The sequence below is a fragment of the Agrococcus sp. GW821-FHT14H11 genome, from assembly GCF_058803545.1.
The window spans coordinates 177,017-201,418 of the sequence record NZ_JBXAPA010000002.1 but is presented as its reverse complement, the minus strand read 5'-3'; the positions used below and the strand labels follow the sequence as shown (position 1 = coordinate 201,418).

At 73.3% G+C, this 24,402-nt stretch carries 30 protein-coding genes; 19 read left to right on the top strand and 11 right to left on the bottom strand.

Features of this window, described 5'->3' with window-relative positions; genetic code table 11:
• Positions 1–173: 173 nt before the first annotated feature.
• Positions 174–992 (top strand): HAD-IIA family hydrolase, encoded by an 819-nt coding sequence (locus AC1RNL_RS03120; protein ID WP_128189493.1) that lies wholly within the window; start codon positions 174–176, stop codon positions 990–992.
• 169 nt (positions 993–1,161) lie between these two features.
• Here AC1RNL_RS03120 and AC1RNL_RS03115 read toward each other — a convergent pair whose 3' ends face one another.
• Positions 1,162–1,761, bottom strand: coding sequence for a YneF family protein (locus AC1RNL_RS03115; RefSeq protein ID WP_492934398.1), 600 nt, complete (start codon positions 1,759–1,761; stop codon positions 1,162–1,164).
• A 139-nt stretch (positions 1,762–1,900) separates the two neighbouring features.
• Here AC1RNL_RS03115 and AC1RNL_RS03110 point away from each other — a divergent pair, with 139 nt between their 5' ends.
• The gene (locus AC1RNL_RS03110) at positions 1,901–2,269 is read left to right on the top strand and encodes a hypothetical protein (protein WP_246992490.1); all 369 of its coding nucleotides are present in this window, start codon (positions 1,901–1,903) and stop codon (positions 2,267–2,269) included.
• Here the strand turns inward: AC1RNL_RS03110 and AC1RNL_RS03105 are convergent.
• Genes AC1RNL_RS03105 through AC1RNL_RS03095 form a run of 3 tightly spaced genes read right to left on the bottom strand, consistent with a single transcriptional unit; the run spans position 2,266 to position 4,456 of the window.
• Positions 2,266–3,192: an AEC family transporter gene (locus AC1RNL_RS03105; RefSeq protein ID WP_492934397.1), complete on the bottom strand. Its 927-nt coding sequence runs from the start codon at positions 3,190–3,192 to the stop codon at positions 2,266–2,268. The genes AC1RNL_RS03110 and AC1RNL_RS03105 overlap by 4 nt on opposite strands.
• A 59-nt stretch (positions 3,193–3,251) precedes the next feature.
• Positions 3,252–3,803, bottom strand: a complete 552-nt coding sequence (gene pyrE, locus AC1RNL_RS03100) for an orotate phosphoribosyltransferase (RefSeq protein ID WP_364195689.1) — start codon at positions 3,801–3,803, stop codon at positions 3,252–3,254.
• A gap of 35 nt (positions 3,804–3,838) precedes the next feature.
• Positions 3,839–4,456, bottom strand: coding sequence for a DinB family protein (locus AC1RNL_RS03095; RefSeq protein ID WP_128189497.1), 618 nt, complete (start codon positions 4,454–4,456; stop codon positions 3,839–3,841).
• Positions 4,457–4,576: 120 nt separating this feature from the next.
• Here AC1RNL_RS03095 and AC1RNL_RS03090 point away from each other — a divergent pair, with 120 nt between their 5' ends.
• Positions 4,577–5,389 (top strand): exodeoxyribonuclease III, encoded by an 813-nt coding sequence (locus tag AC1RNL_RS03090; RefSeq protein ID WP_246992497.1) that lies wholly within the window; start codon positions 4,577–4,579, stop codon positions 5,387–5,389.
• A 49-nt stretch (positions 5,390–5,438) separates the two neighbouring features.
• A complete protein-coding gene (locus tag AC1RNL_RS03085) occupies positions 5,439–5,780 on the top strand; it encodes a hypothetical protein (protein WP_492934396.1) in 342 nt (113 codons plus the stop codon).
• Positions 5,781–6,007: 227 nt separating this feature from the next.
• On the opposite strand, the gene AC1RNL_RS03080 is transcribed toward AC1RNL_RS03085, so the two are convergent.
• On the bottom strand, positions 6,008–6,463 hold the full coding sequence (locus tag AC1RNL_RS03080; RefSeq protein WP_492934395.1) for a hypothetical protein: 456 nt from the start codon (positions 6,461–6,463) through the stop codon (positions 6,008–6,010).
• A 327-nt stretch (positions 6,464–6,790) separates the two neighbouring features.
• On the opposite strand from AC1RNL_RS03080, the gene AC1RNL_RS03075 reads away from it, so the two are divergent.
• The 7 genes from AC1RNL_RS03075 to AC1RNL_RS03045 all read left to right on the top strand — a co-directional run bounded on the left by AC1RNL_RS03075 (position 6,791) and on the right by AC1RNL_RS03045 (position 12,731).
• Entirely contained in the window at positions 6,791–8,164 is a 1,374-nt protein-coding gene (locus AC1RNL_RS03075) for a DUF6421 family protein (RefSeq protein ID WP_492934394.1), read from the top strand.
• A gap of 136 nt (positions 8,165–8,300) precedes the next feature.
• Positions 8,301–8,900, top strand: a complete 600-nt coding sequence (locus tag AC1RNL_RS03070; RefSeq protein ID WP_492934393.1) for a glycosyltransferase family protein — start codon at positions 8,301–8,303, stop codon at positions 8,898–8,900.
• Complete coding sequence (locus AC1RNL_RS03065; protein WP_492934392.1) at positions 8,852–9,517, top strand: glycosyltransferase; 666 nt, start codon at positions 8,852–8,854, stop codon at positions 9,515–9,517. Before AC1RNL_RS03070 ends, AC1RNL_RS03065 begins: the two co-directional genes overlap by 49 nt.
• A gap of 160 nt (positions 9,518–9,677) precedes the next feature.
• Positions 9,678–10,916 (top strand): glycosyltransferase, encoded by a 1,239-nt coding sequence (locus AC1RNL_RS03060; protein WP_492934391.1) that lies wholly within the window; start codon positions 9,678–9,680, stop codon positions 10,914–10,916.
• Between the two features lie 85 nt (positions 10,917–11,001).
• Positions 11,002–11,640, top strand: a complete 639-nt coding sequence (locus tag AC1RNL_RS03055) for an NAD(P)-dependent oxidoreductase (protein WP_492934390.1) — start codon at positions 11,002–11,004, stop codon at positions 11,638–11,640.
• A 60-nt stretch (positions 11,641–11,700) separates the two neighbouring features.
• Positions 11,701–12,084, top strand: a complete 384-nt coding sequence (locus AC1RNL_RS03050) for a hypothetical protein (RefSeq protein WP_492934389.1) — start codon at positions 11,701–11,703, stop codon at positions 12,082–12,084.
• A gap of 17 nt (positions 12,085–12,101) precedes the next feature.
• Positions 12,102–12,731 carry an SDR family NAD(P)-dependent oxidoreductase gene (locus AC1RNL_RS03045; RefSeq protein ID WP_492934388.1) on the top strand — a complete coding sequence of 210 codons (630 nt, stop codon included), beginning with the start codon at positions 12,102–12,104 and terminating at the stop codon, positions 12,729–12,731.
• A gap of 119 nt (positions 12,732–12,850) precedes the next feature.
• Here the strand turns inward: AC1RNL_RS03045 and AC1RNL_RS03040 are convergent, their stop codons facing one another.
• The 4 genes from AC1RNL_RS03040 to AC1RNL_RS03025 form a co-directional block, all read right to left on the bottom strand.
• On the bottom strand, positions 12,851–13,294 hold the full coding sequence (locus tag AC1RNL_RS03040) for a nitroreductase family deazaflavin-dependent oxidoreductase (RefSeq protein ID WP_492934387.1): 444 nt from the start codon (positions 13,292–13,294) through the stop codon (positions 12,851–12,853).
• Positions 13,295–13,534: 240 nt separating this feature from the next.
• A complete protein-coding gene (locus tag AC1RNL_RS03035; RefSeq protein WP_492934386.1) occupies positions 13,535–16,045 on the bottom strand; it encodes a DEAD/DEAH box helicase in 2,511 nt (836 codons plus the stop codon).
• A gap of 59 nt (positions 16,046–16,104) precedes the next feature.
• Entirely contained in the window at positions 16,105–16,656 is a 552-nt protein-coding gene (locus AC1RNL_RS03030; RefSeq protein ID WP_400532116.1) for a PIN domain-containing protein, read from the bottom strand.
• Positions 16,653–17,180: a helix-turn-helix domain-containing protein gene (locus AC1RNL_RS03025; RefSeq protein WP_205649637.1), complete on the bottom strand. Its 528-nt coding sequence runs from the start codon at positions 17,178–17,180 to the stop codon at positions 16,653–16,655. Before AC1RNL_RS03025 ends, AC1RNL_RS03030 begins: the two co-directional genes overlap by 4 nt.
• A 107-nt stretch (positions 17,181–17,287) precedes the next feature.
• On the opposite strand from AC1RNL_RS03025, the gene AC1RNL_RS03020 reads away from it, so the two are divergent.
• The 6 genes from AC1RNL_RS03020 to AC1RNL_RS02995 all read left to right on the top strand — a co-directional run bounded on the left by AC1RNL_RS03020 (position 17,288) and on the right by AC1RNL_RS02995 (position 22,195).
• Positions 17,288–17,635: a hypothetical protein gene (locus AC1RNL_RS03020; protein WP_146354950.1), complete on the top strand. Its 348-nt coding sequence runs from the start codon at positions 17,288–17,290 to the stop codon at positions 17,633–17,635.
• Between the two features lie 63 nt (positions 17,636–17,698).
• Positions 17,699–19,201 carry an SDR family NAD(P)-dependent oxidoreductase gene (locus AC1RNL_RS03015; RefSeq protein WP_492934385.1) on the top strand — a complete coding sequence of 501 codons (1,503 nt, stop codon included), beginning with the start codon at positions 17,699–17,701 and terminating at the stop codon, positions 19,199–19,201.
• A 79-nt stretch (positions 19,202–19,280) separates the two neighbouring features.
• The gene (locus tag AC1RNL_RS03010) at positions 19,281–19,511 is read left to right on the top strand and encodes a putative acetyltransferase (RefSeq protein WP_492934384.1); all 231 of its coding nucleotides are present in this window, start codon (positions 19,281–19,283) and stop codon (positions 19,509–19,511) included.
• Between the two features lie 96 nt (positions 19,512–19,607).
• Positions 19,608–20,087, top strand: a complete 480-nt coding sequence (locus tag AC1RNL_RS03005) for a LapA family protein (protein WP_492934383.1) — start codon at positions 19,608–19,610, stop codon at positions 20,085–20,087.
• Positions 20,088–20,207: 120 nt separating this feature from the next.
• Entirely contained in the window at positions 20,208–20,612 is a 405-nt protein-coding gene (locus AC1RNL_RS03000; RefSeq protein WP_492934382.1) for a DUF3054 domain-containing protein, read from the top strand.
• Positions 20,613–20,893: 281 nt separating this feature from the next.
• A complete protein-coding gene (locus AC1RNL_RS02995) occupies positions 20,894–22,195 on the top strand; it encodes a M18 family aminopeptidase (protein ID WP_492934381.1) in 1,302 nt (433 codons plus the stop codon).
• A 264-nt stretch (positions 22,196–22,459) separates the two neighbouring features.
• Here AC1RNL_RS02995 and AC1RNL_RS02990 read toward each other — a convergent pair whose 3' ends face one another.
• Positions 22,460–23,128 (bottom strand): DNA alkylation repair protein, encoded by a 669-nt coding sequence (locus AC1RNL_RS02990; RefSeq protein WP_492934380.1) that lies wholly within the window; start codon positions 23,126–23,128, stop codon positions 22,460–22,462.
• A 126-nt stretch (positions 23,129–23,254) separates the two neighbouring features.
• Between AC1RNL_RS02990 and AC1RNL_RS02985 the strand changes: the two genes are divergently transcribed.
• The gene (locus tag AC1RNL_RS02985) at positions 23,255–23,734 is read left to right on the top strand and encodes a hypothetical protein (RefSeq protein WP_492934379.1); all 480 of its coding nucleotides are present in this window, start codon (positions 23,255–23,257) and stop codon (positions 23,732–23,734) included.
• Entirely contained in the window at positions 23,734–23,925 is a 192-nt protein-coding gene (locus tag AC1RNL_RS02980) for a helix-turn-helix transcriptional regulator (protein WP_128190508.1), read from the top strand. The genes AC1RNL_RS02985 and AC1RNL_RS02980 overlap by 1 nt, the downstream gene beginning before the upstream one ends.
• A 16-nt stretch (positions 23,926–23,941) precedes the next feature.
• Here the strand turns inward: AC1RNL_RS02980 and AC1RNL_RS02975 are convergent, their stop codons facing one another.
• Complete coding sequence (locus AC1RNL_RS02975; protein WP_492934378.1) at positions 23,942–24,382, bottom strand: CHRD domain-containing protein; 441 nt, start codon at positions 24,380–24,382, stop codon at positions 23,942–23,944.
• Between the last annotated feature and the right edge of the window lie 20 nt (positions 24,383–24,402).

Genomic DNA, 24,402 nt, shown 5'->3' with positions numbered 1-24,402 from the left:
CCCGGCGCTGGGGTGCCCTCAACGTATTGAGCAACCCTCAGCACGAACGGGAGTTGGCTGGAGGATTCCTCAAGATCAGCCGATGCAACCTCAGGCTTCGCCCAAGATGATTCAAAACCGAACGAATTCGGATGTTCACGCCGTCGACACACGGCGCCGCGTAGCCTGATGCCATGCGCACCCGTGCCGACATCGAATGCTGGCTCACCGACATGGACGGCGTGCTCGTCCACGAGGAGCGGCCCCTCCCCGGCGCCAAGGAGCTCCTGCAGCAGTGGCAGGACCGCGGCGTCGAGTTCCTGGTGCTCACCAACAACTCGATCTTCACGCCCCGCGACCTCGCGGCGCGCCTCAAGGCATCCGGCCTCCACGTGCCCGAGGAGCGGCTGTGGACGAGCGCGCTCGCCACGGCCGACTTCCTGCACGACCAGATGCCGGGCGGCTCGGCCTTCGTGATCGGCGAGGCGGGCCTCATCACCGCGCTGCACGAGATCGGCTTCACGATGCGCGAGACCGACCCCGACTTCGTGGTGATCGGCGAGACGCGCTCCTACTCGTTCGAGGCGATCACGAAGGCGATCCGGCTCATCGCGGGCGGCGCGCGGTTCATCTCGACCAACCCCGATGCGACCGGCCCGAGCGCCAACGGCATCCTGCCCGCGACCGGCGCGATCAACGCGCTCATCACCAAGGCGACCGGCCGCGTGCCCTACATCGTCGGCAAGCCCAACCCGATGATGTTCCGCTCGGCGCTCAACAAGATCGGCGCCCACTCGGAGGTCACCGGCATGATCGGCGACCGCATGGACACCGACATCATCGCGGGCATGGAGGCGGGCCTGCACACGGTGCTCGTGATGACCGGCATCTCGGACCCGTCGCTCGTCGAGACCTACCCGTTCCGCCCCGACGAGATGCTCGAGGGCGTCTTCGAGCTCGTCGAGCCCGACGTGCCCGAGTCGGAGCTCGACGAGCCGCGCGCCGACGTCTGAGGCGCGATCCCCGTTCGCCGACCGGCCCTGTTCGCCGACCGGCCCGGTTCGCCGACCGGCCCGGTTCGCCGACCGGCTCTGTGCGCGGCCGGCCGGATAGTCCGGTCGGCGCTGCACGGAGCCGGTTGACGGACGACGAGAGCGCGGATGCGCGCGGGCGCGCGGGCGCTCAGGCCTCCGAGAGCAGGCGGATGACGAGCGCCCCGAAGGCGCCGAACGCCACGGCGACCGCGAGCGCCGCGGGCGCGACCAGCTGGTCGACGGGGCGGTGCGGCACCTCCCGCGCGTCGAGGCCGTCGAGGCGGATCCAGCCGAACAGCGCCGCGCGGCCGCGGCGCACGACCATGCCGCCGAGCGCGAGCGCGAGCAGCGCGGCGACGCCCGCGACGAGCAGCCACGCCCACGCGATCGTCGCACCCGGCGCCGCCTGGAACGGCGCGAGCGCGAGCGCGCCGAGCATCACCGGCAGCACCCACCACGTGGTGGGCGGCCCGAAGCCGCGCGCGACGACGATGCCGAGCAGCGCGCCGACGGCGAGCACGACGACGCCCATGAGCAGCCCGCCCCAGCCGGCCACCTGGCAGACGGTCTCGGAGTGCACGCCGCACGCGCCGTCGTCGAACGAGATGAGCAGCCCGCCGGCCTTCGCGGCCGAGGCCGCGCCGAAGCCGACCGCCGCCCACGACGTCACGAGCCCGAGCCATCCGGTGCCGGGCTCGCCCGCGACGATCCGCGGGGGCGGCTTGAGGAGGCGCTCGGCGAAGCTCACGCCTCCACGCTACGCCGCCTGCCGCGGCGCGGCCTCGCCCGAGGCGGCCCCCGCGTTCCGGTACCGATCCGCGGGTGCCGGGCTCGCGCATCTGCAGATCGGTACCGGAGACGGTCGGCCAGCGCCTAGGGTCGGGGGCGTGATCCCCAGCGACTGGATGCCGCACCGCCGCGCCGACGGCGAGGTGGTCGGCTACGTGCGCGAGGCCGGCGACGGCTTCCAGCCGATCGACCTGCTCGGCAGGCCGCTCGCCGAGCCGGGCGACTGGCTCGCCGCTGAGGAGCTGCTCGACGCGCACAGCCTCGCGTGGCTGACGGATGCCTTCCTGCTGTCGGTCGACGGAGCCGACGTGCGGGTGCGGGTCACCGAGCTCACCCCCGAGCTCGTGCGCGTGAAGCTCGACGACTTCGGCGCAGTCGGGCCGGGCGAGCCGCAGCGCTGGGAGCTGCCGGTGCCGACCGACGCGCTGCGCACCGCGCCGCCGCTCGCCGAGTGGCCGGGAGCCTAGGCGGGCTTCAGCAGCCAGGCGATGAGCAGCATCACCGGCAGCGACAGCAGCGTCGTCATGAGCACGATGTCGCGGGTGATGACGGTGCCGCGGTCGTAGCGCAGCGCGTACTGGTACATGTTCTGCGCGGTCGGCAGCGCCGCCATCACGGTGCACGCGTAGACGAGCTGCTCGTCGAGGCCGAACGCGAAGCGCGCGAGCAGGTAGGCGATCACCGGCATCGCGGCCGACTTCAGCGCGACGGCGAGCCACACCTCGCGGCGGCCGGTGCCCGGCTGCAGCGGCCGGTCGCCGCCGAGCGAGATGCCGAAGGCGAGCAGCATGAGCGGCACCGCGGCGCCGCCGAGGATCTCGAGGGGGGCGAGCACGGGCTGCGGCAGCTCGATGCCGAGCGCCGAGACGGCGGCGCCGAGGGCGGCGGCGATGAGCATCGGGTTGCGCAGCGGCTGCGTGACGATCGACATGAACGACGCGCGCCCGGCGGTGAGGATGTCGAGCGTCGCGAGCAGCAGCGGCGCGAGCACGAGCAGCTGCAGCAGCAGCATCGGCCCGACGAACCCGGCGTCGCCGATGACGTAGATCGCCACGGGCAGGCCGATGTTGTTGACGTTGGAGTACCCGGATGCGGTGGCGGCGAGGGCGATGCGGCTCGGGTCCTTCGTCAGCCAGAGGCGCGCGACGAGGGTATAGACGAGGGCGACGGCGACGAAGGCGAGCAGCGCCACGGCGAGCACGCTCGAGAAGAGCAGGCCCACGTCGGCCTCGCTCAGCACCATGAACAGCAGCGCGGGGCTCGCGGCGAAGAAGGAGGTGCGGTTGAGCACCAGCCGGCCCTCCTGGTCGACGACCTTCAGGCGCGCGAGCAGCCAGCCGACGAAGATGACGAAGCCGATGATGGCGAAGCCGATGAGCACTCCGCCCACGTGACCTCCCGCATCCGCCTGTCAGACATCAAGTGTGGCACGGCGGATGCGCCCGTCGATCACTGCGGGGAGAGCCCGAGGTCGTCGAGCGCGATGGCCGCGCGGTACTCGACGCCCGCCGCCTCGATCGCCGCCTGCGCGCCGGTGGCGCGGTCGACGATCACCGCGACGGCGACGACCTCGGCGCCGACCTTCCGCAGCGCCTCGATCGCCTTCAGCGGGCTGCCGCCCGTGGTGGAGGTGTCCTCGAGCACGACGACGCGCTTGCCGGCGAGGTCGGGCCCCTCGATCTGGCGGCCGCGGCCGTGGTCCTTCGGCTCCTTGCGCACGACGAACGCGTCGACCTCGAGCCCGCGGGCGAGGCCGCGGTGCAGCACGGCGTTCGCGAGCGGGTCGGCGCCCATCGTGAGGCCGCCGACCGCGGCGACGTCGGGGATGTCGGCGATGAGGTCGAGCAGCACGTCGCCGATGAGGGGCGCGGCGCGGTGGTCGAGCGAGAGCTTGCGCAGGTCGATGTAGTAGCTCGCCCGCTTGCCGCTCGTGAGGGTGAAGTCGCCGTGGAAGACGGCTTCGTCACGGATGAGCTGGATGAGCTGGTCGCGCGCGGTCACGCCCCTAGGCTACGGCCGCCCGCGTGCGGCGTCGGTCAGGAGGCGCGGGTGGGCGCCGGCATGAGGTCGCGGCGCGGCTCGCAGCCCGTGCGGGGCTCGCGGCCCGTCCAGGCGGCGAAGCGCTCGGAGCGCGTGGCGTCGGCGGGCGGCTCGATGGCCGGCTGGAAGATGCCCGGGCCGCGGATGGCGTCCTCGTCGGCGCCGTCGCGGTACGCCTCCATCCACTCGAGGAGCTCGGCCGGGAACTCGAGGTTGTGCGCGAGGCCGACCCGCGCCGCGCCCCAGCGGATGTCCCACGCGTGGAGGGCCATGTCGAGCGTCGGCATCGGCAGCGCCGCGAAGCGCTCCTCGTCGGCGTCGTGCGCGGCGGAGCGGAGCCGCATCGCGAGCTCCTCCCACTGCTCGACCGCCTCGAAGTCGCTGCCGCCCGCCATCACCGCGTCGTGCGGCGTCTCCGGGCCGTGCTCGCCGCGGGCCGCGCCGAGCAGCGCGGAGCCCGCGTGCTCGGCCTGCACGCCGGTCACGTGGCGGATGACGTCGGCGATCGACCAGGCGCTGCAGGCCGACGGGAGGCCCAAGCGGTCGGCGCCGGCTCTGGCCTCTGCCGAGAACAGATCGAGAGCCTGCAGGTAGCGGTCGCGCGCGATGCCCATCCCTCCATGATGCCCTGTCCCCCGCGCTGCGCCCCGATCCGCGCCCCGGCCCGCGCGATCCCGGGCGACCGGAGCGCCCGCGCGTGACGACGCATCCGCCGCGCCCGTAGGCTCGATCCCATGCGCATCGCCACCTGGAACGTGAACTCCGTGCGCGCCCGCACGGCCCGCATCGTCGACTGGCTCGAGCGCAGCGACGTCGACGTGCTCGCCATGCAGGAGATCAAGTGCAAGACGGAGCAGTTCCCCTACGAGGCGTTCGAGGCGGCCGGCTACGAGGTGCAGGCGCACGGCTTCAGCCAGTGGAACGGCGTCGCGATCGCCTCGCGGCTGCCGATGAGCGACGTCGAGCGCGACTTCCCCGGCCAGCCCGGCTACGCGAACACGGGCGACCCGGTGGTCGAGGCGCGCGCCATGGCCGCGACGGTCGAGGGCGTGCGGCTGTGGAGCCTCTACGTGCCGAACGGCCGTGAGCTCACCCACGCGCACTACGGCTACAAGCTCGAGTGGCTGCGCGTGCTCACGGGCCTGCTCGACGAGTGGCGCGGCCAGCCGCTCGCGCTCATGGGCGACTTCAACATCGCCCCGCTCGACACCGACGTGTGGGACATCGGCGTCTTCGACGGCGCGACGCACGTGTCGGAGCCCGAGCGCGCGGCGTTCGGGGCGCTGCTCGAGGCGGGCCTCGTCGACGTGGTGCGCGACCGCGCCCCTGGCTACACCTACTGGGACTACAAGGCGGGCCGCTGGAACAAGGACGAGGGCATGCGCATCGACTTCGTGCTCGGCAGCCCCGAGCTCGCCGAGCTCGTCTCGCGCGCCCGCATCGACCGCGACGAGCGCGCCGGCGACGCCCCGAGCGACCACGTGCCGGTGGTCGTCGACCTCGACCTCGAGACCGAGCTCGACGACGACCGGCCGATGATCTTCTGATGGCGGATGCGTCGGGGGTCGCCGCGTCGTCGGCGGGGGCGGGTGCACGGTGAGCGCCGAGGAGTGGGACGAGCTCGAGCCCGAGCGCGAGTGGACGCCCGCCGACCGGCTGCGGCTCGCGGCGTGGGTGCTGATCTTCGCGAACCTGCTGGGCGTGCTGCTGCTGTCGCCGGTCGGCGACAGCGCGATCGTGCAGGCTGCGGAGGCGGCCGGCACGGATGACGGCCCCGGGCGGCTGACGTTCTGGGTGTCGGTGCTCGGCGTGACGCTCGTCGGCAACGCGATCGGCGCGGCTGCCGCCGCGACCCGGCAGCGCTGGGCGATCGTGCCGCCGCTGCTCGCGGCAGCCGGGTGCTGGGCGGGCTTCGCCGCCGCATCCGCCCTGGTCTGACGGCGTCCCTCTCGCCGCTGGCCGGCGCGACGCGGCGAGCGACCTCTGCGTCGGCACAAGGTCTGCCGATGGTTGGCTCAAGCGGACGCTGCCGGGCCGAGGGGCCGAGAGAGGGATGGGATGGTGGACGCAGTTCGAGTTCCGCTCACAGGACAAGAGCTGGGCGAACGCCCCGACCGAGATGCAGCACGCCGGTCGGGGCGTCTTCGTGTCGGGGCGCTGCTGCGCTACGCGACGCTCGGGGGCTGCGGACGCTTGCTCGCGCGACCGTCGTCGGCGAGCGACGCCTCGAGCTCTGCCAGGCTGTCGCCCGAGACGCGCAGGAGCCGGCTCGTGACGGCCACCGAGAAGGCGCACACGACGAGGATCCACGACGAGACCATCGCGCCGGTGCCGACGCCCGACAGGTCGATGCCCGCGATGCGCGCGACGAAGGTCATGAGGAACATCACCATGCCGACGATCGTCGCGGCGCCGGGAAGCCAGAACGCCGAGACGACGCGCCAGTGCGCAGAGCGGGCGAGCACGAGCGCGGCCCACAGCAGCGAAGGGAGCCAGGTGACGGCGCCCCAGAGGGCGGCCGGCGAACCGATGCGATCGGAGGGGAGCACGGCGCCGAAGACGACGGCGGCCGTCACGATGGCGTGCAGCAGCAGCGTGACGCCGACCAGCGCGCTGGTCACGGCCACGGGCCTCGCGGCGCGCGTCGATCGCATGGACCTCCCCCTCCTGGGAGCGACAGTAGGCGGGGCCGCCCACGCCGCGCCACCTTCCGATGCCGCAATCTTCCGAATCCGAACGAATCTGGCGCATGAGGGATGCTCACGCAAAGGAATTGCGGCCGACGGCTGGCATCGGCGCCGCGCTCGAAACGGGCAGGAAAGCCGGGGCGGGCCACAAGATACGTGCGCGAAGGCGCCCATACGCTGGATTCACGCACCGATCCCGCGCCGCCAGCGCTCCGATCGCACCGCCGGATCACCGGCGCCGACACCGCCCAGGAGGCTCCCATGACGATGACCCAGGCCACCGCCGCCGACCTCCGCCAGCACCCCGCCTGGCTCCGCATCAAGGCAGCCGCGACGGCGCTGCAGCCGCTGCAGTCGAAGAACGGCTCCATCGAGGACGCCGCCCACCACGACGCCGCCCGCGGCCACGTCGCCGAGCTGGCCCGGGGCATCCGCGACATCGCCCCCGAGTTCCCGCACGACGCCGACTACCTCGCGCAGGCCGCGCTCGACTTCGAGCGCTGGGCGGCGGAGGGCTTCGGCGAGCCCGACTTCTTCGACGCCCTCGTGCGCTTCCAGCCGCAGCAGCACCGGGTCGACGGGCTGCAGCACCTCGTCGTCTTCCCGATGGTCACGCAGAACGGCTCGAGCGACCGGCTCGTCGAGGCCGTGCTGGTCGAGGTGATCTGGCCCGAGTTCATCGCCGAGCTCGAGGCCGGCGACTACGGCAACGCGCTCTTCGTGCCGCTGCGCTTCATCGACTTCACCGCCGGCTACGACACCAACTCGGCGGTGCTCTTCCCCGAGACGGTCGCGATGCGCGAGATCCCCGCCTTCACGTGGGGCGCGATCTTCCAGGACCGCGAGGCCGCCCGCTTCCGCCGCGTCGTCGAGGCCGCGTGCGAGGTCACGAAGCTCGAGCTGCCGGCCGACGCCGCCGAGATGCTCGCCGACCAGCGCCTGGCCGAGGAGACCTTCGTCATGTGGGACCTCATCCACGACCGCACCCACATGCGCGGCGACCTCCCCTTCGACCCGTTCATGATCAAGCAGCGCATGCCCTTCTTCCTCTACTCGCTCGAGGAGCTGCGCTGCGACCTGACCGCGTTCCGCGAGTCGGTCGCGATCGAGCGGCGCATCGCCGCCGATGAGCACGCCACCGACGCCGACCGCGACCTCGCGAAGCACGCGAAGCTCGTGCAGTACGCGGTCATCTTCGACCGCATCTTCCGCTTCGCGATCACCGGCACCCGCACCCGCAACTACGACGGCCTCGGCGGCCAGCTGCTCTTCGCGTGGCTGCACCAGCACCGCGTGCTGCACTGGACCGACACGCAGCTCGCCTTCGACTGGGACGAGGTGCCCGACGTCGTCAACAGGCTGGGCGAGGCGATCGAGCACCTCTACTGGCGCTCGATCGACCGGCCGAAGGTCGCGCACTGGCTCGCCGCGTACGAGCTCGTCTCCTCCGTGGTCGAGCCGCACCCCGCATCCGCCTGGAAGGCCGGCGAGCTGCCGCTCGACGGCACGCCCCGGCAGCTGACCGACCTCGTGATGGACGACGAGTTCCCGCTGTCGATGTTCTACGAAGCGTTCGAGAAGAAGATGCGCGACGTCATCGCCTCGACGAAGGGCATCACGGCCGAGACGGTCTGAGCCGAGCCCGCCGATGCGGCCCGTCCCCGAGCGCGGGGGCGGGCCGCATCCGCTGTACCCCGGCTGCCCCTTTCGCGCGTGGGCGCCGCGTCGTACGCTCAGCACGATCGCACAGGGCGACGCGAGGAGTCACGGGATGGCGACGATCGCCGCCTACACGAGCCCTGCGATCGGGCACCTGTTCCCGATCGCAGGCATGCTGCTGGAGCTGCAGCGACGCGGGCACCGCATCCGCCTCCGCACGCTCTCGAGCCAGGTGCGCGCCATGCGGCAGCTCGGCTTCGACGCCGACGCGATCGATCCGGCCATCGAGCAGATCGAGTTCGACGACTGGCACGCGCGCACCCTGCTCGAGGGCCTGAAGCGCACCGCCGAGATCTTCTGCAGCCGCGGCGAGCTCGACGGGCCCGACCTGCAGCAGCTGCTCGACGAGGCGCAGCCCGACCTCGTCATCACCGACATCAACACGTGGGGCGCCGCCGCCGTCGCCGAGCGCGCACGCCTGCCCTGGGTGGCGTTCTCGCCCTACACGCCGGCGATCGTCTCACGTGGCTGCCCGCCGTACGGCGCGGGCCTGCGCCCCGCGGTCGACGCGGCCGGGCGCCTGCGCGACGCGCTGCTCGAGCGCACCGTCACGGGTGTCGCCGTGCGGCTCGTCATGCCGCGAAGGTCGCGGGGCTGCCGCACGTGCGCTCGGTCGACGAGATGCAGCGGCTGCCGCCGCTCACCCTCGTGACGACGGCCGAGCCGCTCGAGTACCCGCACGACGACTGGGAGCCGCGGCTGCGCATGGTCGGCCCGACCTCCTGGGAGCCGCCCACCGCGCCGCCCGGGTGGCTCGCGGGCGTCGAGGGTCCGCTCGTGCTCGTGACCACCTCGAGCGAGTACCAGGGCGACACCGAGATCGTGAGGGCGGCCGTGCACGGGCTGCGCGACGAGCCCGTGACGGTCGTCGTGACGATGCCCGCGCGCGTGCGCCTCGGCATCGACCTGCCCAGCAACGCGCGCATCGTCGACTTCGTGCCGCACTCGGCGGTGCTCGAGCGGGCCGTCTGCGCCGTCACGCACGGCGGGATGGGCGTGACGCAGAAGGCGCTCGGGCTCGGCGTGCCGGTCGTGGTCGTGCCGTGGGGGCGCGACCAGCACGAGGTCGCCGCCCGCGTCGAGCACGCCGGCTGCGGCGTGCGCGTCAACCGGGGGCAGCTGAGCCCCGAGCGGGTGCGGGATGCGGTGCGCCGCGCCAGGCGGATGCGCGCGGGCGCCGAGGCGGTCGCCGCGGGCTTCGAGGCGGCCGGCGGCGCCGCCCGCGCCGCCGAGCTGGTCGAGGAGCAGCTGGCGCTGCAGCGGCGATGAGGCAGGCGCGCTCGCGGATGCCGCCGGCGCCCCATGCCCCGGCTGTCAGCGCCTGCGGCTAGCGTGGAGCGCACGCGGAGGCCACCGGCGCCGCCGCGATCCCCGATGTCGGGCTCCCGCGCTGGCGCGGCGAGGCCCCCGGTGCGCCAGGAGGTGCTGCGTGGCGCTGATCGCCGCCTACACGAGCCCCGCCATCGCGCACGCGTTCCCGTTCGCCGGCATCCTGCTCGAGCTGCAGGCGCGCGGGCACCGGATCCGGATGCGCACGCTCGCCTCCGAGGTCGACCGCATGCGCATGCTCGGCTTCGACGCCGACGAGATCGACCCCGCGATCGACCGCATCGAGTTCGACGACTGGCGGGCGCGCAGCCCCCTCGACGCCCTGCTCCGCCTGAGCGAGCTCTACTGCGCCCGCGGCGCGCTCGACGGCCCCGACCTGCAGCGCCTCATCGACGACTCGTGCCCTGACATCGTGCTCACCGACGTGAACACGTGGGGCGCCGCCGCGGTCGCCGAGCGGTCGGGGCTGCCGTGGATCGCGATCTCGCCCTATACGCCGGTGCTGCGCTCCCGCGGCCTGCCGGCGTTCGGCCCGGGCCTGCGGCCCGCGCGCGGCCTGTTCGAGCGCATGCGCAACGCCGCCATCGGGCGCGCGGTGCTCGACGTCGCGACCGCCCGGGCGATGCCGGCGATCAACGCGCTGCGCGCGGAGGTGGCCGGCCTGCCGCCGCGCGCCGACTTCGACGAGGTGCTGCGCCGGGCGCCGCAGATGCTCGTGACGACCGCCGAGCCGCTCGAGTACGCGCACGTCGACTGGGAGCCGCGCATCCGCATGGTCGGGCCCACGAGCTGGGAGCCGCAGGCGCCGACGCCGCCGTGGCTCGACGAGCTCGAGGGGCCGATCGTGCTCGTCACGACCTCGGGCGACTACCAGGGCGACACCGACATCGCGCGCGTCGCGCTCATGGCGCTCGCCGACGAGCCGGTCTCCGTCGTCGCGACCATCCCCGGCGACGCCCCGCTCGGCTTCGAGCCGCCCGCGAACGCGCGCATCACGCGGTTCCTGCCGCATTCGGCGGTGCTCGAGCGGGCGGTCTGCGCGGTCACGCACGGCGGGATGGGCGTGACGCAGAAGGCGCTCGGCCTCGGCGTGCCGGTCGTCGTCGTGCCGTGGGGGCGCGACCAGCACGAGGTCGCCGCCCGCGTCGAGCACGCCGGCTGCGGCGTGCGCGTCAACCGCGGGCAGCTGACTCCGGAGCGGGTGCGGGATGCGGTGCGCCGCGCCCGGCGGATGGGTGCGGGCGCCGAGGCGGTCGCGCGCGGCTTCGCGGCGGCCGGCGGCCCCGCCCGCGCCGCCGACCTCGTCGAGGAGCAGCTGGTGCTGCAGGCGCGGCGCTGACGCCGCACTGCCCGGGCCCCCGGAATGCCCCGGCCGCCTGCCGGGTTGCCCCGAGCATCCGCTGCTCGACCCCGGGAGGAACCCCATGGCGCAGATCACCGTCCTCGGCGCGACCGGCTTCGCCGGCGGCCACATCGCCCGCGAGGCCGCCGCGCGCGGCCACGAGCTGACCCTCGTCTCGCGCTCGACCCCGCAGGACGCCCCCGAGGGCGCCCGCGTCGTGCGCGGCTCGGTGCTCGACGGCGACGTGCTCGCGCAGGCGCTCGACGGCGCCGAGGTGGTCGTCGGAGCCCTCTCGCCCCGCGGCGACATGGAGGGCAGGGTGGCGGATGCGTACGCCGACGTGGCCGCGCGGCTCGCGGGCACCGGTGCGCGGTTCCTCATCGTCGGCGGCTACGGCTCGCTGCGCGACGCCTCGGGCCGCCGCATCGTCGAGACCGACGCGTTCGCGCCCGAGTACCGCCCGGAGTCGGAGGAGCTCCTCGACGCGTACGAGCGGGTCGCCGCGACCGACGTCGACTGGACGTACATCTCCCCTGCCGGCACCTTCGGCGCGTTCGCGCCCGACCAGTCGCGGCGCGGCGAGTACCGCACCGGCGGCGACACGGCGCTCGTCGACGCCGACGGCGCCTCGGCGATCTCGGGCCCCGACTTCGCGCTCGCGGTCGTCGACGAGATCGAGTCGGGCGCGCACCGGCGCGAGCACATCTCCTTCGCCTACTGAGCCTCGCGGCCGCGCATCGCGCACCTGGGCGAGCGCGGCGGCGGCGCGTATCGTCGGGGCATGAGCCTCATGGCGCGGGTGCCGAAGCGCACCCGGGTGCGCGAGGCGGCGCTCGGCCTCGCCACGCTCGCCCTGCTGCCGCTGCTGCTCGACCTGCCGCGCTGGATGCTTGCGGGCGTCGGCCCGATCACGACGCAGAGCGCGTGCCCGGCCGTGCCCGGGCCGGGCGGCTGCACGCCGGTCTACGCCGCGCGGGTCTCGGCCGTGATCGACGCGCTCGCGATCGCCGCGCCCGTGCTCGCGCTCGCGACGGCGGTGACGGTGCTCGTGCTCGTCGTGCAGGGGCGGCGCGCGTGGATGCTGGGCCTCATCGGGGCCGCGCTCACCGCCGCCGCGGTGCTCGTGCGCATCGACCTCGCGACGGTCAACGCCGGCTCGGCGTGACGGGGCAGACTGTCTGCATGCGCATCCTCATCGCCGGCGCCACGAGCGCGCTCGGGCACGCCACCGCATCCGCCCTCATCGAGGCGGGGCACCACGTGATCGCGGTCGGCTCCGACGCGGGGCGGCTCGGCATGGTCGACGCGAGCGAGCGCTTCGCGTGCGACCTGACCGACCTCGAGGCGGTGCGGTCGCTCGCCGAGGAGGTGGGCGAGCTCGACGGGCTCGTGCACCTCGTGGGCGGCTGGCGCGGCGGCGGCGGGCTCGCCGGCCAGTCCGACGAGGACTGGGCGTGGCTCGAGGCGCGGGTCGTGGGCACGCTGCGCAACACGACGCGGGCGTTCGCCGACGCGATCGGGCGGTCGGATGCGGGGGTCGTCGCGATCGTGTCGTCGACGGGCGTCGAGCACCCCACGGCCGGGAACGCGAACTACGCGGCGCTCAAGGCCGCGGCCGAGGCGTGGGTCACGGCGGTGGGGCACGCGCTGCGGGCGACGCCGGCGCGCGTCGTCGTGAAGCGCGTGAGGGCGCTCGTGTCGGATGCCGACCGGGCGGCCCAGCCCGAGCGCGACTTCGCGGGCTCGACCGACGTCGCCGACCTCGCGGCCGAGCTGGTCGCGGAGTTCGGGCCGCAGCCCTCGTTCGACTGACGCGCGCCGCGCGCGCCGCGCATCCGCTCTCCCCGTTCGTCGACCGGCCAGGTGCGCGCCCGACCGGATAGTCCGGCCGGCAGCGCACGGAGCCGGTCGACGAACGGCGGCGCCGCGGCTCAGGCGTCGGTGCGCGTGAGCACGAAGACCGGGATGAGGCGCTCGGTCTTCTGCTGGTAGTCGGCGTACGGCGGCCACGCCTCGCACGCGCGCGCCCACCAGGCGTCGCGCTCGGCGCCCGGCTCGAGCTCGCGCGCGAGGTAGTCGTGCTTCTCGGCGCCGTCCTGCAGCTCGACGTGCGGGTGCTTCGTGAGGCTCCAGTACCAGACGGGATGCGTCGGGGCACCGCCCTGCGACGCCACGACCGCGTAGTCGCCGTCGTGCTCGACGCGCATGAGCGCGGTCTTGCGCAGCTTGCCGGTCTTCGCGCCGACGCTCGTCAGCACGATGATCGGCCGGTCGCGCAGGAGGTTGCCCTCGGTGCCTCCCGAGGCCTCGTAGGTCTCGGCCTGCGTGCGCGCCCACTCGGAGGTGCTCGGTGCGCACTCGCCCTGCAGCGGCATGGTGCTCCTTCGCTCGATGTCCGTCGGGAGAACGCGACTGCGCCGGCCGCCATTCCCGGCGACCGGCGCAGCGTGCCCGACGTTCGTCAACCGGCCCTGTGCCTCGCCGACCGGACTATCCGGCCGGCCGCGCACGCAGCCGGTTGACGAGCGGTGCCCGCAGCCGAGCGAGCCGAGCGAGGCGGGCTGGCGGGCGCGGATGCGGGTCGGCGCGCAAGGAGGCAGGGAGGCGCGCGGCGCCTACAGCCGCCCGACGCGCGTCACGCGCACGACCGCGGCCCCCGCATCCGCCGACGCCTGCAGGTCGATGGTCGCCCAGATGCGCCAGTCGTGGTCGCCCGCCGGGTCGGCGAGGATCTGCTGCGCCTGCCACTCGTGCGGCGCCTCGTCGATGACGAGCATACGCGAGCTGCGCGCGTCGGCGCCGGTGCCGATCGCGCCGTGCTCGTCGAAGTAGGCGTCGAGCGCATCGGCCCACGCGTCGGCGTCGAAGCCGGAGGCCGCGTCGAGCTCGCCGAGCTCGTCGACCTTGTCGAGCGCCGCGAGCTGCACGCGCCGGAACAGCTCGTTGCGCACGAGCACCCGGAACGCGCGCGGGTTCGCCACGACCGACGGCGGCGGAGGCGGCGCGATGGGCGCCTCGCCCGGCTCGGTCGGGTGCATGAGCTGCTCCCACTCGTCGAGCAGGCTCGAGTCGACCTGCCGCACGACCTCGCCGAGCCACTCGATGAGGTCGAGCAGCTCGTCGGTCTTCGCCTCGTCGGGCACCGTCTGGCGGATCGCCCGGTAGGCGTCCGACAGGTAGCGCAGCACGAGCCCCTCGCTGCGCGCGAGCCCGTAGTGCTGCACGTAGTCGGCGAAGGTCATCGCCCGCTCCCACATGTCGCGCACCACCGACTTCGGCGAGAGCGCGAAGTCCGACACCCACGGCTGCGACGACGCGAAGACCGCGAGCGCCTCGGTGAGCAGCTCCTCGAGCGGCTTCGGGTGCGTGACCGCCTCGAGCAGCTCCATGCGCTGCTCGTACTCGATCCCCTCGGCCTTCATCGCCGCGACGGCCTCGCCGCGGGCGAGGAACTGCTGCTGCGACAGGATCGGCCGCGGGTCGTCGAGCGTCGACTCGATGACCGAGATGACGTCGAGCGGATGCGTCGGGTCGGCGGGGTCGAGCATGTCGATGACCGCGAGCGCGAACGGCGAGAGCGGCTGGTTGAGCGCGAAGTTGGGCTGCAGGTCGACGGTGAGGCGGATGCGCGGGGGCGCGTCGGGGTCGTCGGGATCGGGATGCTGCTCCACGACGCCGGCGGTGCGGAGGGTGCGGTAGATCGCGAGCGCGCGGCGCTGCAGCGCGAGCTGTGAGGCGCGCGGCTCGTGGGTGGCCTCGATGAGCTCGCGCACCTCGGTGAAGGCGTCGCCGCCGCGGCCGATGATGTTGAGCAGCATCGAGTGGCTGATCTGCATGTGCGACACGAGCGGCTCGGGGTCGGCGTCGATGAGCTTCTCGAACGACGGCTGCCCCCAGGAGACGAAGCCCTCGGGCGCCTTCTTGCGCACGAGCTTGCGCCGCTTCTTCGGGTCGTCGCCCAGCTTGGCGAGCTGCTTCGCGTTCTCGGCCTCGTGCTCGGGCGCCTGCGCCACGACCGTGCCGGCGGTGTCGTAGCCGGCCCGGCCGGCACGGCCCGCGATCTGGTGGAACTCGCGCGCCGTGAGCTGCCGCATCCGCTGCCCGTCGAACTTCGTGAGCCCCGTCAGGAGCACGGTGCGGATGGGCACGTTGATGCCGACGCCCAGGGTGTCGGTGCCGCAGATGACCCGCAGCAGGCCCTGCTGCGCGAGCTGCTCGACGAGGCGGCGGTACTTCGGCAGCATGCCCGCGTGGTGCACGCCGATGCCGCTGCGCACGAGCCGCGAGAGCGTCTGCCCGAAGCGCGTGGTGAAGCGGAACTCGCCGATCGCCTCGGCGATGCGGTCGCGCTGCTCGCGGTCGATGATCTTCACCGAGGTCAGCGCCTGCGCCCGCTCGAGGGCGGCGGCCTGCGCGAAGTGCACGATGTAGACGGGCGCGCGCTGGGTGGCGAGCAGCTCCTCGATCGTCTCGTGCACGGGCGTCATCGCGTACTCGAAGCTGAGCGGCACGGGGCGCTCGACGCCGGTGACGAGTGCGGTCTCGCGGCCGGTGCGCTCGGTGAGGTCGCGGGCGATGCGCGTGACGTCGCCGAGCGTGGCCGACATGAGGATGAACTGCACGTGCGGCAGCGTGAGCAGCGGCACCTGCCACGCCCAGCCGCGCTGCGAGTCGCCGTAGAAGTGGAACTCGTCCATCACGACCTGGTCGACCTCGGTGCGCTCGCCGTTGCGGAGCGCCAGGTTGGCGAGGATCTCGGCGGTGCAGCAGATGATCGGGGCGTCGGCGTTGACGGATGAATCGCCCGTCACCATCCCGACGTTCTCGGCGCCGAAGACCTCGACGAGGGCGAAGAACTTCTCGCTCACGAGCGCCTTGATGGGCGCGGTGTAGAAGGTGCGCTTCCCCTGCGCGAGCGCCGCGAAGTGCGCGCCGGTCGCGACGAGCGACTTGCCGGTGCCGGTGGGCGTCGAGAGGATGACGTTCGCGCCGCTGACGACCTCCATCAGCGCCTCCTCCTGCGCCGGGTAGAGCGGCAGGCCGCGCTCGGCCGACCAGGCGGCGAACGCCTCGAACGCGGCGTCGGGATCCCAGGTCGCTGGGGCGTGGTCGAGGAGGGGCATCATTGGCAGGTCCTTCATGCTCGGTGACGGTCGAGATGCGCCGGTGCACTTCGAAGCGGCGGTCAGTCCAAGCGGTCGCGCACTGCGTCAGCGAATCGGGGAGTTCCAGCGCGCGCCAAGGCCAGGAGATAGTCGTCCATCGTCATCGCGGGCGAGTCGTAGTTCGCAACGACCTCCTCGAGGGCGCGGATGGTCGCCCCGGGGTAGAGATCGAGCTGGTCGAGCAGGAAGTCGTCCGGATGCACCACCTCTACGTCGTACGCTTCGGTCGAGTCGGCGGGGAAGTCCTTGCCATTGAAGGTGACGAGCACCTCGGCACCGCCTCGGACGGCTGCGGCGAGGACGTGCCGGTCTTTCGGATCGTTCGTCATCTGGTCGATCAGTGACTCATGCCCGCTGACCATGGCGTCGGGGAAGAAGGCGACCATCGTGCAGATGCGCTTCTCCACGAGCGCTGCGCGTTCGCCGTTCGCGACCAGGTTGCGCCGAAGCTCGGTCAGGATGTCCTGCGACCAGAGTGGCCGGAAGAGGCCGTGCTCGGCGAGCGTCAGGATGCAATCGTTCAGCAGCGCCCCGTAGAGCACGTTGGTGTCGAAGAGTGCGGGAAACCTCACTCGCCCGGCATCTCCGAAAGCCGCTGAATCTGACTCGGCGATCCTGTCTTCTCCGTGGCGTCCAGATTGGCTCGTGCGAGATCCCTGAGCGCCTCGCGTCGCTGGGCACTGAACGACTGCTGGTAGTCGAGGAGGTCATGCAGTCGCACGCGCCGGTGCCGCCCGGGCTGCTCGAACGGGATCGCCCCGGACTCGAGAAGACGAACCAGCGTCGGTCGGCTGACGCCAAGGAAGTCCGCTGCCTGCTGCGTCGTCATCGTCATGCCTTGTGGCACGACAGTGATGCCCTTGCCCGCGGCCAACGCGTTCGTCACCTGATCCAGGATTCGAAAGATCTCCTCTGGGATCGGACGAGCTTCGCCCGTGGGATCCACGAGGGCCGCCTGGCTGGAGTTCTGCGCGAGATGCGCTTCCAACTCACGCATGAACTCTGCGAAGTTGAGCAGTTGTTCGCGATTGCCTTGGTCGGGCAGGTATGTGCGGGCGTTCTTGGAGCCGTTACCTGCGGCCGTTGCGGTGCTCATACCGCTCACCATACTCGAGAAACGGAAAAATCGAACGCACAGTCGTCGGAGCGGATGCTGGCGGAGCCCTGAGCCCACGGTGTCGGCGACGGGACTACCGTGCGAGCATGCACCTCGCAGCGCCTCAGCACGCGGCACCGGCCGCACCGGCCCGCGTGCCCGCCGGGATGGCGTCCGTCGGCGCGGCGCTGGCCGCGCTGCTGCTGCCGCTCGCGTCGCTCGCGATGCGAGCACCGGAGGGCGCCGCCGAGCTGCTGTGGGTCGCCGGCTGGGCGTGCGCGGCCTGGGCCGCGATCGCAGCGGTCAGTGCGGTGGTGCTGCTCGTGCGCGAGCGCACCGCCATGTCGCGACGCACCACCCGGACGACCGTGCAGCTCATCGGCTTCGCGGTCGCGCTGCTCGCGGTCACCGCCTGGTTGCATCCGTTCGCGGGGTCGGGGGGTGGCGCGGGCTGAGCCGCGCCCGAGCACCCCGGCCGACGGCCTGCGCCGCAGAATCCGTCGGCGGTAGAATCGCCTGTGCTCCCCCACCAGTCGGCCCCCTCCGGCGCGCCCGAAGACGCCGCCGCAGACGCGCCCGCGACGCTCTCGCCCGACGACGTCGCCACGACGCTCCGCGTGCTCGAGACGCTCCACCGCATGGACCGCGACGACCCCGCCTACGTCGCCGTGCGGCAGGCGACGGCCAACATGTTCAAGGAGGTCAAGCTCGCGAGCCGCAAGGCGAAGCACGCGCGCATCCAGGCCGCCGACCGCGCCGTCGTCGCGGCGACCGCCACGGGCGCGCCGGATCGCATCGACGACGAGACCCGGGGCATCCCCCTCGCCACCCGGGCCGCCGCGCCCACCGCCGGCACGCTCATCCGCTCGCGCGGCTGCTACATCTGCAAGCAGCAGTACACGCTCGTCGACGCGTTCTACCACCAGCTCTGCCCGACGTGCGCGGCGATGAGCCACGCCAAGCGCGACGCGCGCACCGACCTCACCGGCAAGCGCGCGCTGCTCACGGGCGGCCGGGCGAAGATCGGCATGCACATCGCGCTGCGGCTGCTGCGCGACGGCGCCCACACGACCATCACCACGCGGTTCCCGAGGGATGCGGTGCGGCGGTTCTCGTCGCTGCCCGACTCGGGCGAGTGGCTCGACCGGCTCAAGGTGGTCGGCATCGACCTGCGCGACCCGGCGCAGGTGGTCGGGCTCGCCGAGGAGGTCGCCGCGGCCGGGCCGCTCGACATCCTCATCAACAACGCGGCGCAGACGGTGCGGCGCTCGCCCGGCGCCTACGCGCCGCTCGTCGAGGCCGAGCTCGCGCCGCTGCCCGACGGCCCGCTGCCCGAGCTCGTGACCTTCGGGCACACGAACGACGCGCATCCGCTCGCCCTCGCCGCCTCGGTCGCGGCGCACCCGATCCTCGCGAGCGCCGCCCGCACGGCCGACGAGCTCACGCAGCAGGCGATGGCCGCGGGCTCGTCGTCGCTCGAGCGGCTGGCCGCCGGCACCGCGATCGACGCGGGCGGGCTCGTGCCCGACGAGGAGCACAGCAACAGCTGGACGCAGCACGTCGACCAGGTCGAGCCGCTCGAGATGCTCGAGGTGCAGCTGGCCAACATGACGGCGCCGTTCCTGCTGGTGTCGAAGCTGCGGCCGGCGCTCGCCGCCTCGACCGCCCGCCGCACGTACATCGTGAACGTCTCGGCGATGGAGGGCGTCTTCGGCCGCGGCTACAAGGGCCCGGGCCACCCGCACACGAACATGGCGAAGGCCGCGCTCAACATGCTCACGCGCACGAGCGCCCGCGAGATGTTCGAGCGCGACGGCATCCTCATGACCGCCGTCGACACCGGCTGGATCACCGACGAGCGGCCGCACTTCACGAAGGTGCGGCTCGCGGAGGAGGGCTTCCACGCGCCCCTCGACCTCGTCGACGGCGCCGCCCGCGTCTACGACCCGATCGTGCGCGGCGAGGCGGGCGAAGACCTCTTCGGCGTCTTCCTGAAGGACTACGCGCCGGGGTCGTGGTGACCGCTCCCCTTCCCTCCCGCTGGCGACTCCCCGCCCGCTGGTCGAGGAGCGGCCGCAGGCCGCGTCTCGAGACCACCCCGTGACCAGCGCCGCCGACTCCCTCGCCGCCCTCCCCCTCGGCACCCGCGTCGTCGTGCGCTACCGCCTCCACGGCGACACGCACCGGGCGACGGATGCGCTCGGCGACCTGGTCGCGCTCGACGCGGTGAGGTGCACGGTCGCCACACGTCGCGGCGACGTCGAGATCGCCCTGGCCGACGTGCTGCTGGCGAAGCCGGTGCCGCCGCCGCCCGCACCGCGCCCGCGATAGCCGTCGCTGTGCGCTGCCCGCTGGCGTCCAGCGTGCAGGCGTACGCTCCGAGCAGAGAGACCCGCAGCACCGCCGCGACTTGAGGAGAGCAGCCGCATGGACGCCACTTCCGACGCCGACGACCGAGACATCCGCCGCACCGACGGCACCCGCTCGCCCGCCGAGCCGACCCGCACGACGGCCGCGATGCCCGCCTCCGGTGCCACGACGGGCACGACCGCCGACACCACGGCGAGCACGACCCCGGTGCACGACGACCGCCCGCGCGTCGTGCTCGACTCCTCGCTCGACGGGCACCAGAAGCAGGGCGTCAGCGGCGGCACGTGGATCGCGCTCATCCTCGGCGCGCTCATCCTCGTGATGCTGCTCATCTTCATCCTGCAGAACAACGTGCCGGCCGACTTCGCCTACCTCGGCTTCGAGTTCAGCCTGCCGCTGGGCGTGGCGATGCTCTTCGCGGCGATCGCGGGCGTGCTCGTGGCGGCGCTGCTGGGCTCGATCCGGCTGCTCAAGCTGGGCCGCCGCGTGCGCAAGCTCGAGGCGGAGCGCGAGTCGATCAAGCGCGCGCTGCGCTGAGGCTCAGCGCCGGCTCGTCGGCAGATGTGTGAGCATCGGCTGTCATCCGCCCAGGTTGCGAGCCCTTGCCCGCACATCTGTCTGCCGTGGGGCAGGGGAGCACGCGGATAGCGTGGGGTCGTGGCGATCGACAAGACCGAGACCGGGGTGACCGTGCGCCCGGCGGTGATCGCGCTGCTCACCGACGCCGCGCTCGTCACGCTCTTCGCATGGGTCGGGTTCGCGACGCACAGCCCCGACGCGGTCAGCGCCTGGGGCATCGCGATGACGGCGTGGCCGTTCCTCGTCGCGCTCGCCGTCGGCTGGGTCGTGAGCGTCGCGTGGCGGGCGTCACTCGCCGCGCTGCGCACCGGGGTGCCCGTCTGGCTCGTCACCGTCGGCGGCGGCATGCTGCTGCGCGTGCTGCTCGGCCAGGGCACCGCGCTGCCGTTCGTGATCGTGGCGACGCTCACGCTGCTGGTGCTGCTCGTCGGCTGGCGGCTCATCGCGGCGGCCGTGCGGCGCGCACGCGCACGCGCGCGCTGACCCGCCCGAGCCGGGCACCGCATCCGCCCGGCCCTCCCTGCGTTCGTCAACCGGCCAGGTGCGCGCCCGGCCGGATAATCCGGTCGGACACCAAGGGAGCCGGCTGAACAACGGCGGGCGGCAGCGGCACCGAGCCGCCCGCCCGTCACGCGCCAACGCGAGCACCGTTCGCCAACCGGCCAGATGCGAGCCCAGCCGGATTATCCGGTCGGCGGCGCACTGAGCCGGTCGGCGAACGGGCGGCTAGGCTCGGAAGCCCCGTCACCCTGGAGGACACCGCCGTGCCCGCAGCGCCCACGCCCGAGACCGCCCGCACCCACGCCGAGGACCTCGCCGACTTCGTCGCCGCATCCCCCTCGAGCTTCCACGCCGCGGCCGAGGTCGCCCGCCGTCTCGAGGGCGCCGGCTTCGCCGCGCTGCAGGAGACGGATGCGTGGCCCGAGCAGCCGGGCAAGTACCTGGTGGTGCGCGACGGCGCCGTGATCGCGTGGGTCGTGCCGCAGGGCGCGACCGCCACCACCCCCGTGCGCGTCTTCGGCGCCCACAGCGACTCCCCCGGCTTCAAGCTCAAGCCCAAGCCCACGACCGGCCGGCTCGGCTGGCTGCAGGCGGGCGTCGAGATCTACGGCGGCCCGCTGCTCAACTCGTGGCTCGACCGCGAGCTGCGCCTCGCCGGCAGGCTCGTGCTCGACGACGGCTCCGAGGTGCTCGCGGCGACCGGGCCGCTGCTGCGCCTGCCGCAGCTGGCGATCCACCTCGACCGCACCGCCAACGAGGGCTTCGCGCTCGACAAGCAGGCGCACACGCAGCCCGTCTGGGGCCTCGGCGCGCCCGACTCGGCCGACCTGCTGGCCGAGCTCGCCGCATCCGTCGACGGTGCGAAGGTCGATGCGGCGCGCATCCGCGGCTTCGACGTCGTCGTCGCCGACGCGGCGCGCGGAGCGGTCTTCGGGCACGACGACGCGTTCCTCGCGGCCGGCCGGCTCGACGACCTCGCGAGCGTGCACGCGGGCGTCGTGGCGCTCGCAGCCGCGGCCGACGGCTTCGACGGCGACCACATCCCGATGCTCGCGGTCTTCGACCACGAGGAGATCGGCTCGGCGACCCGCTCGGGCGCGGCCGGCCCGTTCCTCGAGGACGTGCTCGAGCGCATCGGCCTCGCGCTCGGCGCCGACCGGGCAGAGCGGATGCGCGCGGTCGCGTCGTCGTGGTGCGTCTCGAGCGACGTCGGGCACTCGGTGCATCCGAACTACGCCGAGAAGCACGACCCGGCGGTGCGCCCGGTGCTCGGCTCGGGACCGATCCTGAAGATCAACGCCAACCAGCGCTACGCGACCGACGGCGCGGGCGCCGCCGCCTGGCACGGCTGGTGCGACGCGGCGGGCGTGACGAGCCAGGAGTTCGTCTCGAACAACCAGGTGCCGTGCGGCTCGACGATCGGCCCGATCACGGCGACGCGGCTCGGGATCCGCACGGTCGACGTGGGCATCCCGATCCTGTCGATGCACTCGGCCCGCGAGCTCGCGGGCGTGAGCGACCTGCATGACCTGACGCGGGCGGCGGGGGCGTTCTTCGGGGGCTGACCGCTGCGGCCCCTCCGCTGGTCGAGCCGCGCGCGGAGCGCGCGAGTCGAGGCCGCTGCCGCACCCGCTGGTCGAGCCGCGCGCGCAGCGCGCGAGTCGAGACCACTGCCCCGCCGCACCGCTGGTCGAGCCGCGCGCGGAGCGCGCGAGTCGAGACCACTGCCACGGTGCAGCGGAGTGGTCTCGACTCGGACGGCCGCCTCCGGCGGTCGTCCGGCTCGACCAGCGGAGGGGTGGTCGTCCGGCTCGACCAGCGAGAGAGGCCTACCCCTCCTGCCGCCTCACGATCTCGGCGATCCAGATGGGGGCGAAGGGCGACGTGCAGTTCGGCGGCGTCGGGTAGTCCTTCAGCACCTCGAGCCGCTCGCCGATCGCGATCGCGCGGGCGCGTAGCGCCGGGTGCGCGATGCCGATGTGCGCGAGGCACTCGTTCATCGCCCACTGCAGCCGCGCCGGCGCATCCCGCATCTCGGCCTCGATCGTGTCGAGCAGCCCGGGCAGGTCGAGCCCGTCGGGGGCCTTGCGCACCCGCTCGGAGGTCAGGGCCCATCCGGCGCTCGCGACCACCGCATCCGCGTCGTCGAACCACCGCTGCCGCAGCGCCTCGGCGTGCGGCGACTTCTTCACGACGTAGTTGACGAGCCAGTCGTGCACCTTGGGCGCGCGCGCCTCGCGCAGCATCGCGTCGAGCTCGTCGGCGGTGAACGCCTTCGGCCGGCAGACGAGCAGCGCGAGCAGCCGCGCAGGGGTGTCGCCCGTCGCCCAGAGCTCGACCGCGAGCTCGTGCTGCGCCCCCAGCCGCTTGGCGATCGCGCGCAGCTTCGACAGGTTGACACCGTGGTCGTCGCCGTGCCGCTCGTTGACCTCGCGCATGCGCGGATCCTCGAGCGCCGCGAGCTCTGCCCGCAGGTCTTCGACCGACTCCTCAGCCACCGCATCCCCCGTTCCCGTGTGGGGCTCAGCGTAGCCAGGCCGGCAGGCAGCAACACGTCAAGCCCGCTTGACAGTCAAAGAGACTTGACTGTACGGTCTCCTTGACACCCCGACGAGAGAGACGCCATGACCGACGCCCCCGCCACCCGCACCACCAGCCGCTTCGGCCGCGCCCGCTTCGGCGGAGGCACGCCGGCGCTCCTCTCCGCGAGCCTGCTCGGCGGCGCCGCGATCTCGAGCGCCCTCGGCGGGCTCTACGCCGCGCTCGGCGGCCAGGGCGACCAGGGCGATGCATGGCTGCGATTCACCGTGATGGCCGTCGTCACGCTCCCGGTCGCGGCCGCGCTCGTCTGGGCGGCGTCGGTCGATCGCTCGAGCCTGACGGATGCGACGGAGCACCCCGAGGACTCGGTCGAGTCGGCGTGGTTCGACCGGGCCGCCCGCGGCGCCTTCGGCGACACCTTCATGACGGTCGGGCTCGCGGCCGCCGCGTTCTCGATCACCGGACTGCAGGTCGACACCGGGCTCCTGCTGCTCGGCCTCGCCACCCTCATCGGCGTCGACGTGGCCGTGCGCTACCTGCTCGCGAAGCGGGCGGACGCCTGATGCGCAACTCGCTGCCCGAGCGGCGGCAGGAGCGCGGCTGGTCGCAGCAGCGGCTCGCCGACGAGCTGGGCGTCTCGCGCCAGACGGTCATCTCGATCGAGAAGGGCCGCTTCGACCCGTCGCTGCCCGTCGCGTTCCGGCTCGCGGCCGTCTTCGAGTGCCGCATCGAGGAGCTCTTCTCGCCCGAGTGACGCCCGGGCGGCGGCGCTACTTCAGCTGCCCGCGGATCTCGCCCGGAGGGTTCGTCGGGGTGTGCACGTTGACGTAGTAGCCGCGCGGGTTCGCGTCGATGGCCGCGAGCAGCATCGGGTCGGCAGTCGTGCACGCCTCCACCGCGAAGCTCGTCGCGGGCTCGACGGAGAGCGGCACGACCACTGGCCCGGCGGCGTTCCGCGGTGCGACGTGGATGTGCGCCGCGGCCGCAGGAGCCGACAGCCCGTCGACCTCGAGCGTGTAGCAGAGCTGGTCGCCGTCGATCTCGTAGCTGAACCAGCCGTGGGCGCCGAAGGCGTTCGGCGCGGGAACCTCCTGCCCGCCGTTCAGCGGGATCGCGGGGGCGGCGTTCGCGGCGGCGGTGCCGACGAAGGCGAAGGCGGCGACTGCCGCGATGGCGACGGCGGCGGTGCGGGTGGGTCGAGTCGTGCGCATGATCGTGCTCGCTTCTGTGG

Excerpts from the sequence above, each read along its gene's own strand:
- AC1RNL_RS03120 (WP_128189493.1), top strand. The coding sequence starts at position 174 with ATGCGCACCCGTGCCGACATCGAATGCTGGCTCACCGACATGGACGGC.
- AC1RNL_RS03095 (WP_128189497.1), bottom strand. The coding sequence starts at position 4,456 with ATGGGCATCGCGCGCGACCGCTACCTGCAGGCTCTCGATCTGTTCTCG.
- AC1RNL_RS03090 (WP_246992497.1), top strand. The coding sequence starts at position 4,577 with ATGCGCATCGCCACCTGGAACGTGAACTCCGTGCGCGCCCGCACGGCC.
- AC1RNL_RS03075 (WP_492934394.1), top strand. The coding sequence starts at position 6,791 with ATGACGATGACCCAGGCCACCGCCGCCGACCTCCGCCAGCACCCCGCC.
- AC1RNL_RS03070 (WP_492934393.1), top strand. The coding sequence starts at position 8,301 with ATGGCGACGATCGCCGCCTACACGAGCCCTGCGATCGGGCACCTGTTC.
- AC1RNL_RS03055 (WP_492934390.1), top strand. The coding sequence starts at position 11,002 with ATGGCGCAGATCACCGTCCTCGGCGCGACCGGCTTCGCCGGCGGCCAC.
- AC1RNL_RS03050 (WP_492934389.1), top strand. The coding sequence starts at position 11,701 with ATGAGCCTCATGGCGCGGGTGCCGAAGCGCACCCGGGTGCGCGAGGCG.
- AC1RNL_RS03045 (WP_492934388.1), top strand. The coding sequence starts at position 12,102 with ATGCGCATCCTCATCGCCGGCGCCACGAGCGCGCTCGGGCACGCCACC.
- AC1RNL_RS03040 (WP_492934387.1), bottom strand. The coding sequence starts at position 13,294 with ATGCCGCTGCAGGGCGAGTGCGCACCGAGCACCTCCGAGTGGGCGCGC.
- AC1RNL_RS03035 (WP_492934386.1), bottom strand. The coding sequence starts at position 16,045 with ATGATGCCCCTCCTCGACCACGCCCCAGCGACCTGGGATCCCGACGCC.
- AC1RNL_RS03025 (WP_205649637.1), bottom strand. The coding sequence starts at position 17,180 with ATGAGCACCGCAACGGCCGCAGGTAACGGCTCCAAGAACGCCCGCACA.
- AC1RNL_RS03020 (WP_146354950.1), top strand. The coding sequence starts at position 17,288 with ATGCACCTCGCAGCGCCTCAGCACGCGGCACCGGCCGCACCGGCCCGC.
- AC1RNL_RS03005 (WP_492934383.1), top strand. The coding sequence starts at position 19,608 with ATGGACGCCACTTCCGACGCCGACGACCGAGACATCCGCCGCACCGAC.
- AC1RNL_RS02985 (WP_492934379.1), top strand. The coding sequence starts at position 23,255 with ATGACCGACGCCCCCGCCACCCGCACCACCAGCCGCTTCGGCCGCGCC.
- AC1RNL_RS02980 (WP_128190508.1), top strand. The coding sequence starts at position 23,734 with ATGCGCAACTCGCTGCCCGAGCGGCGGCAGGAGCGCGGCTGGTCGCAG.
- AC1RNL_RS02975 (WP_492934378.1), bottom strand. The coding sequence starts at position 24,382 with ATGCGCACGACTCGACCCACCCGCACCGCCGCCGTCGCCATCGCGGCA.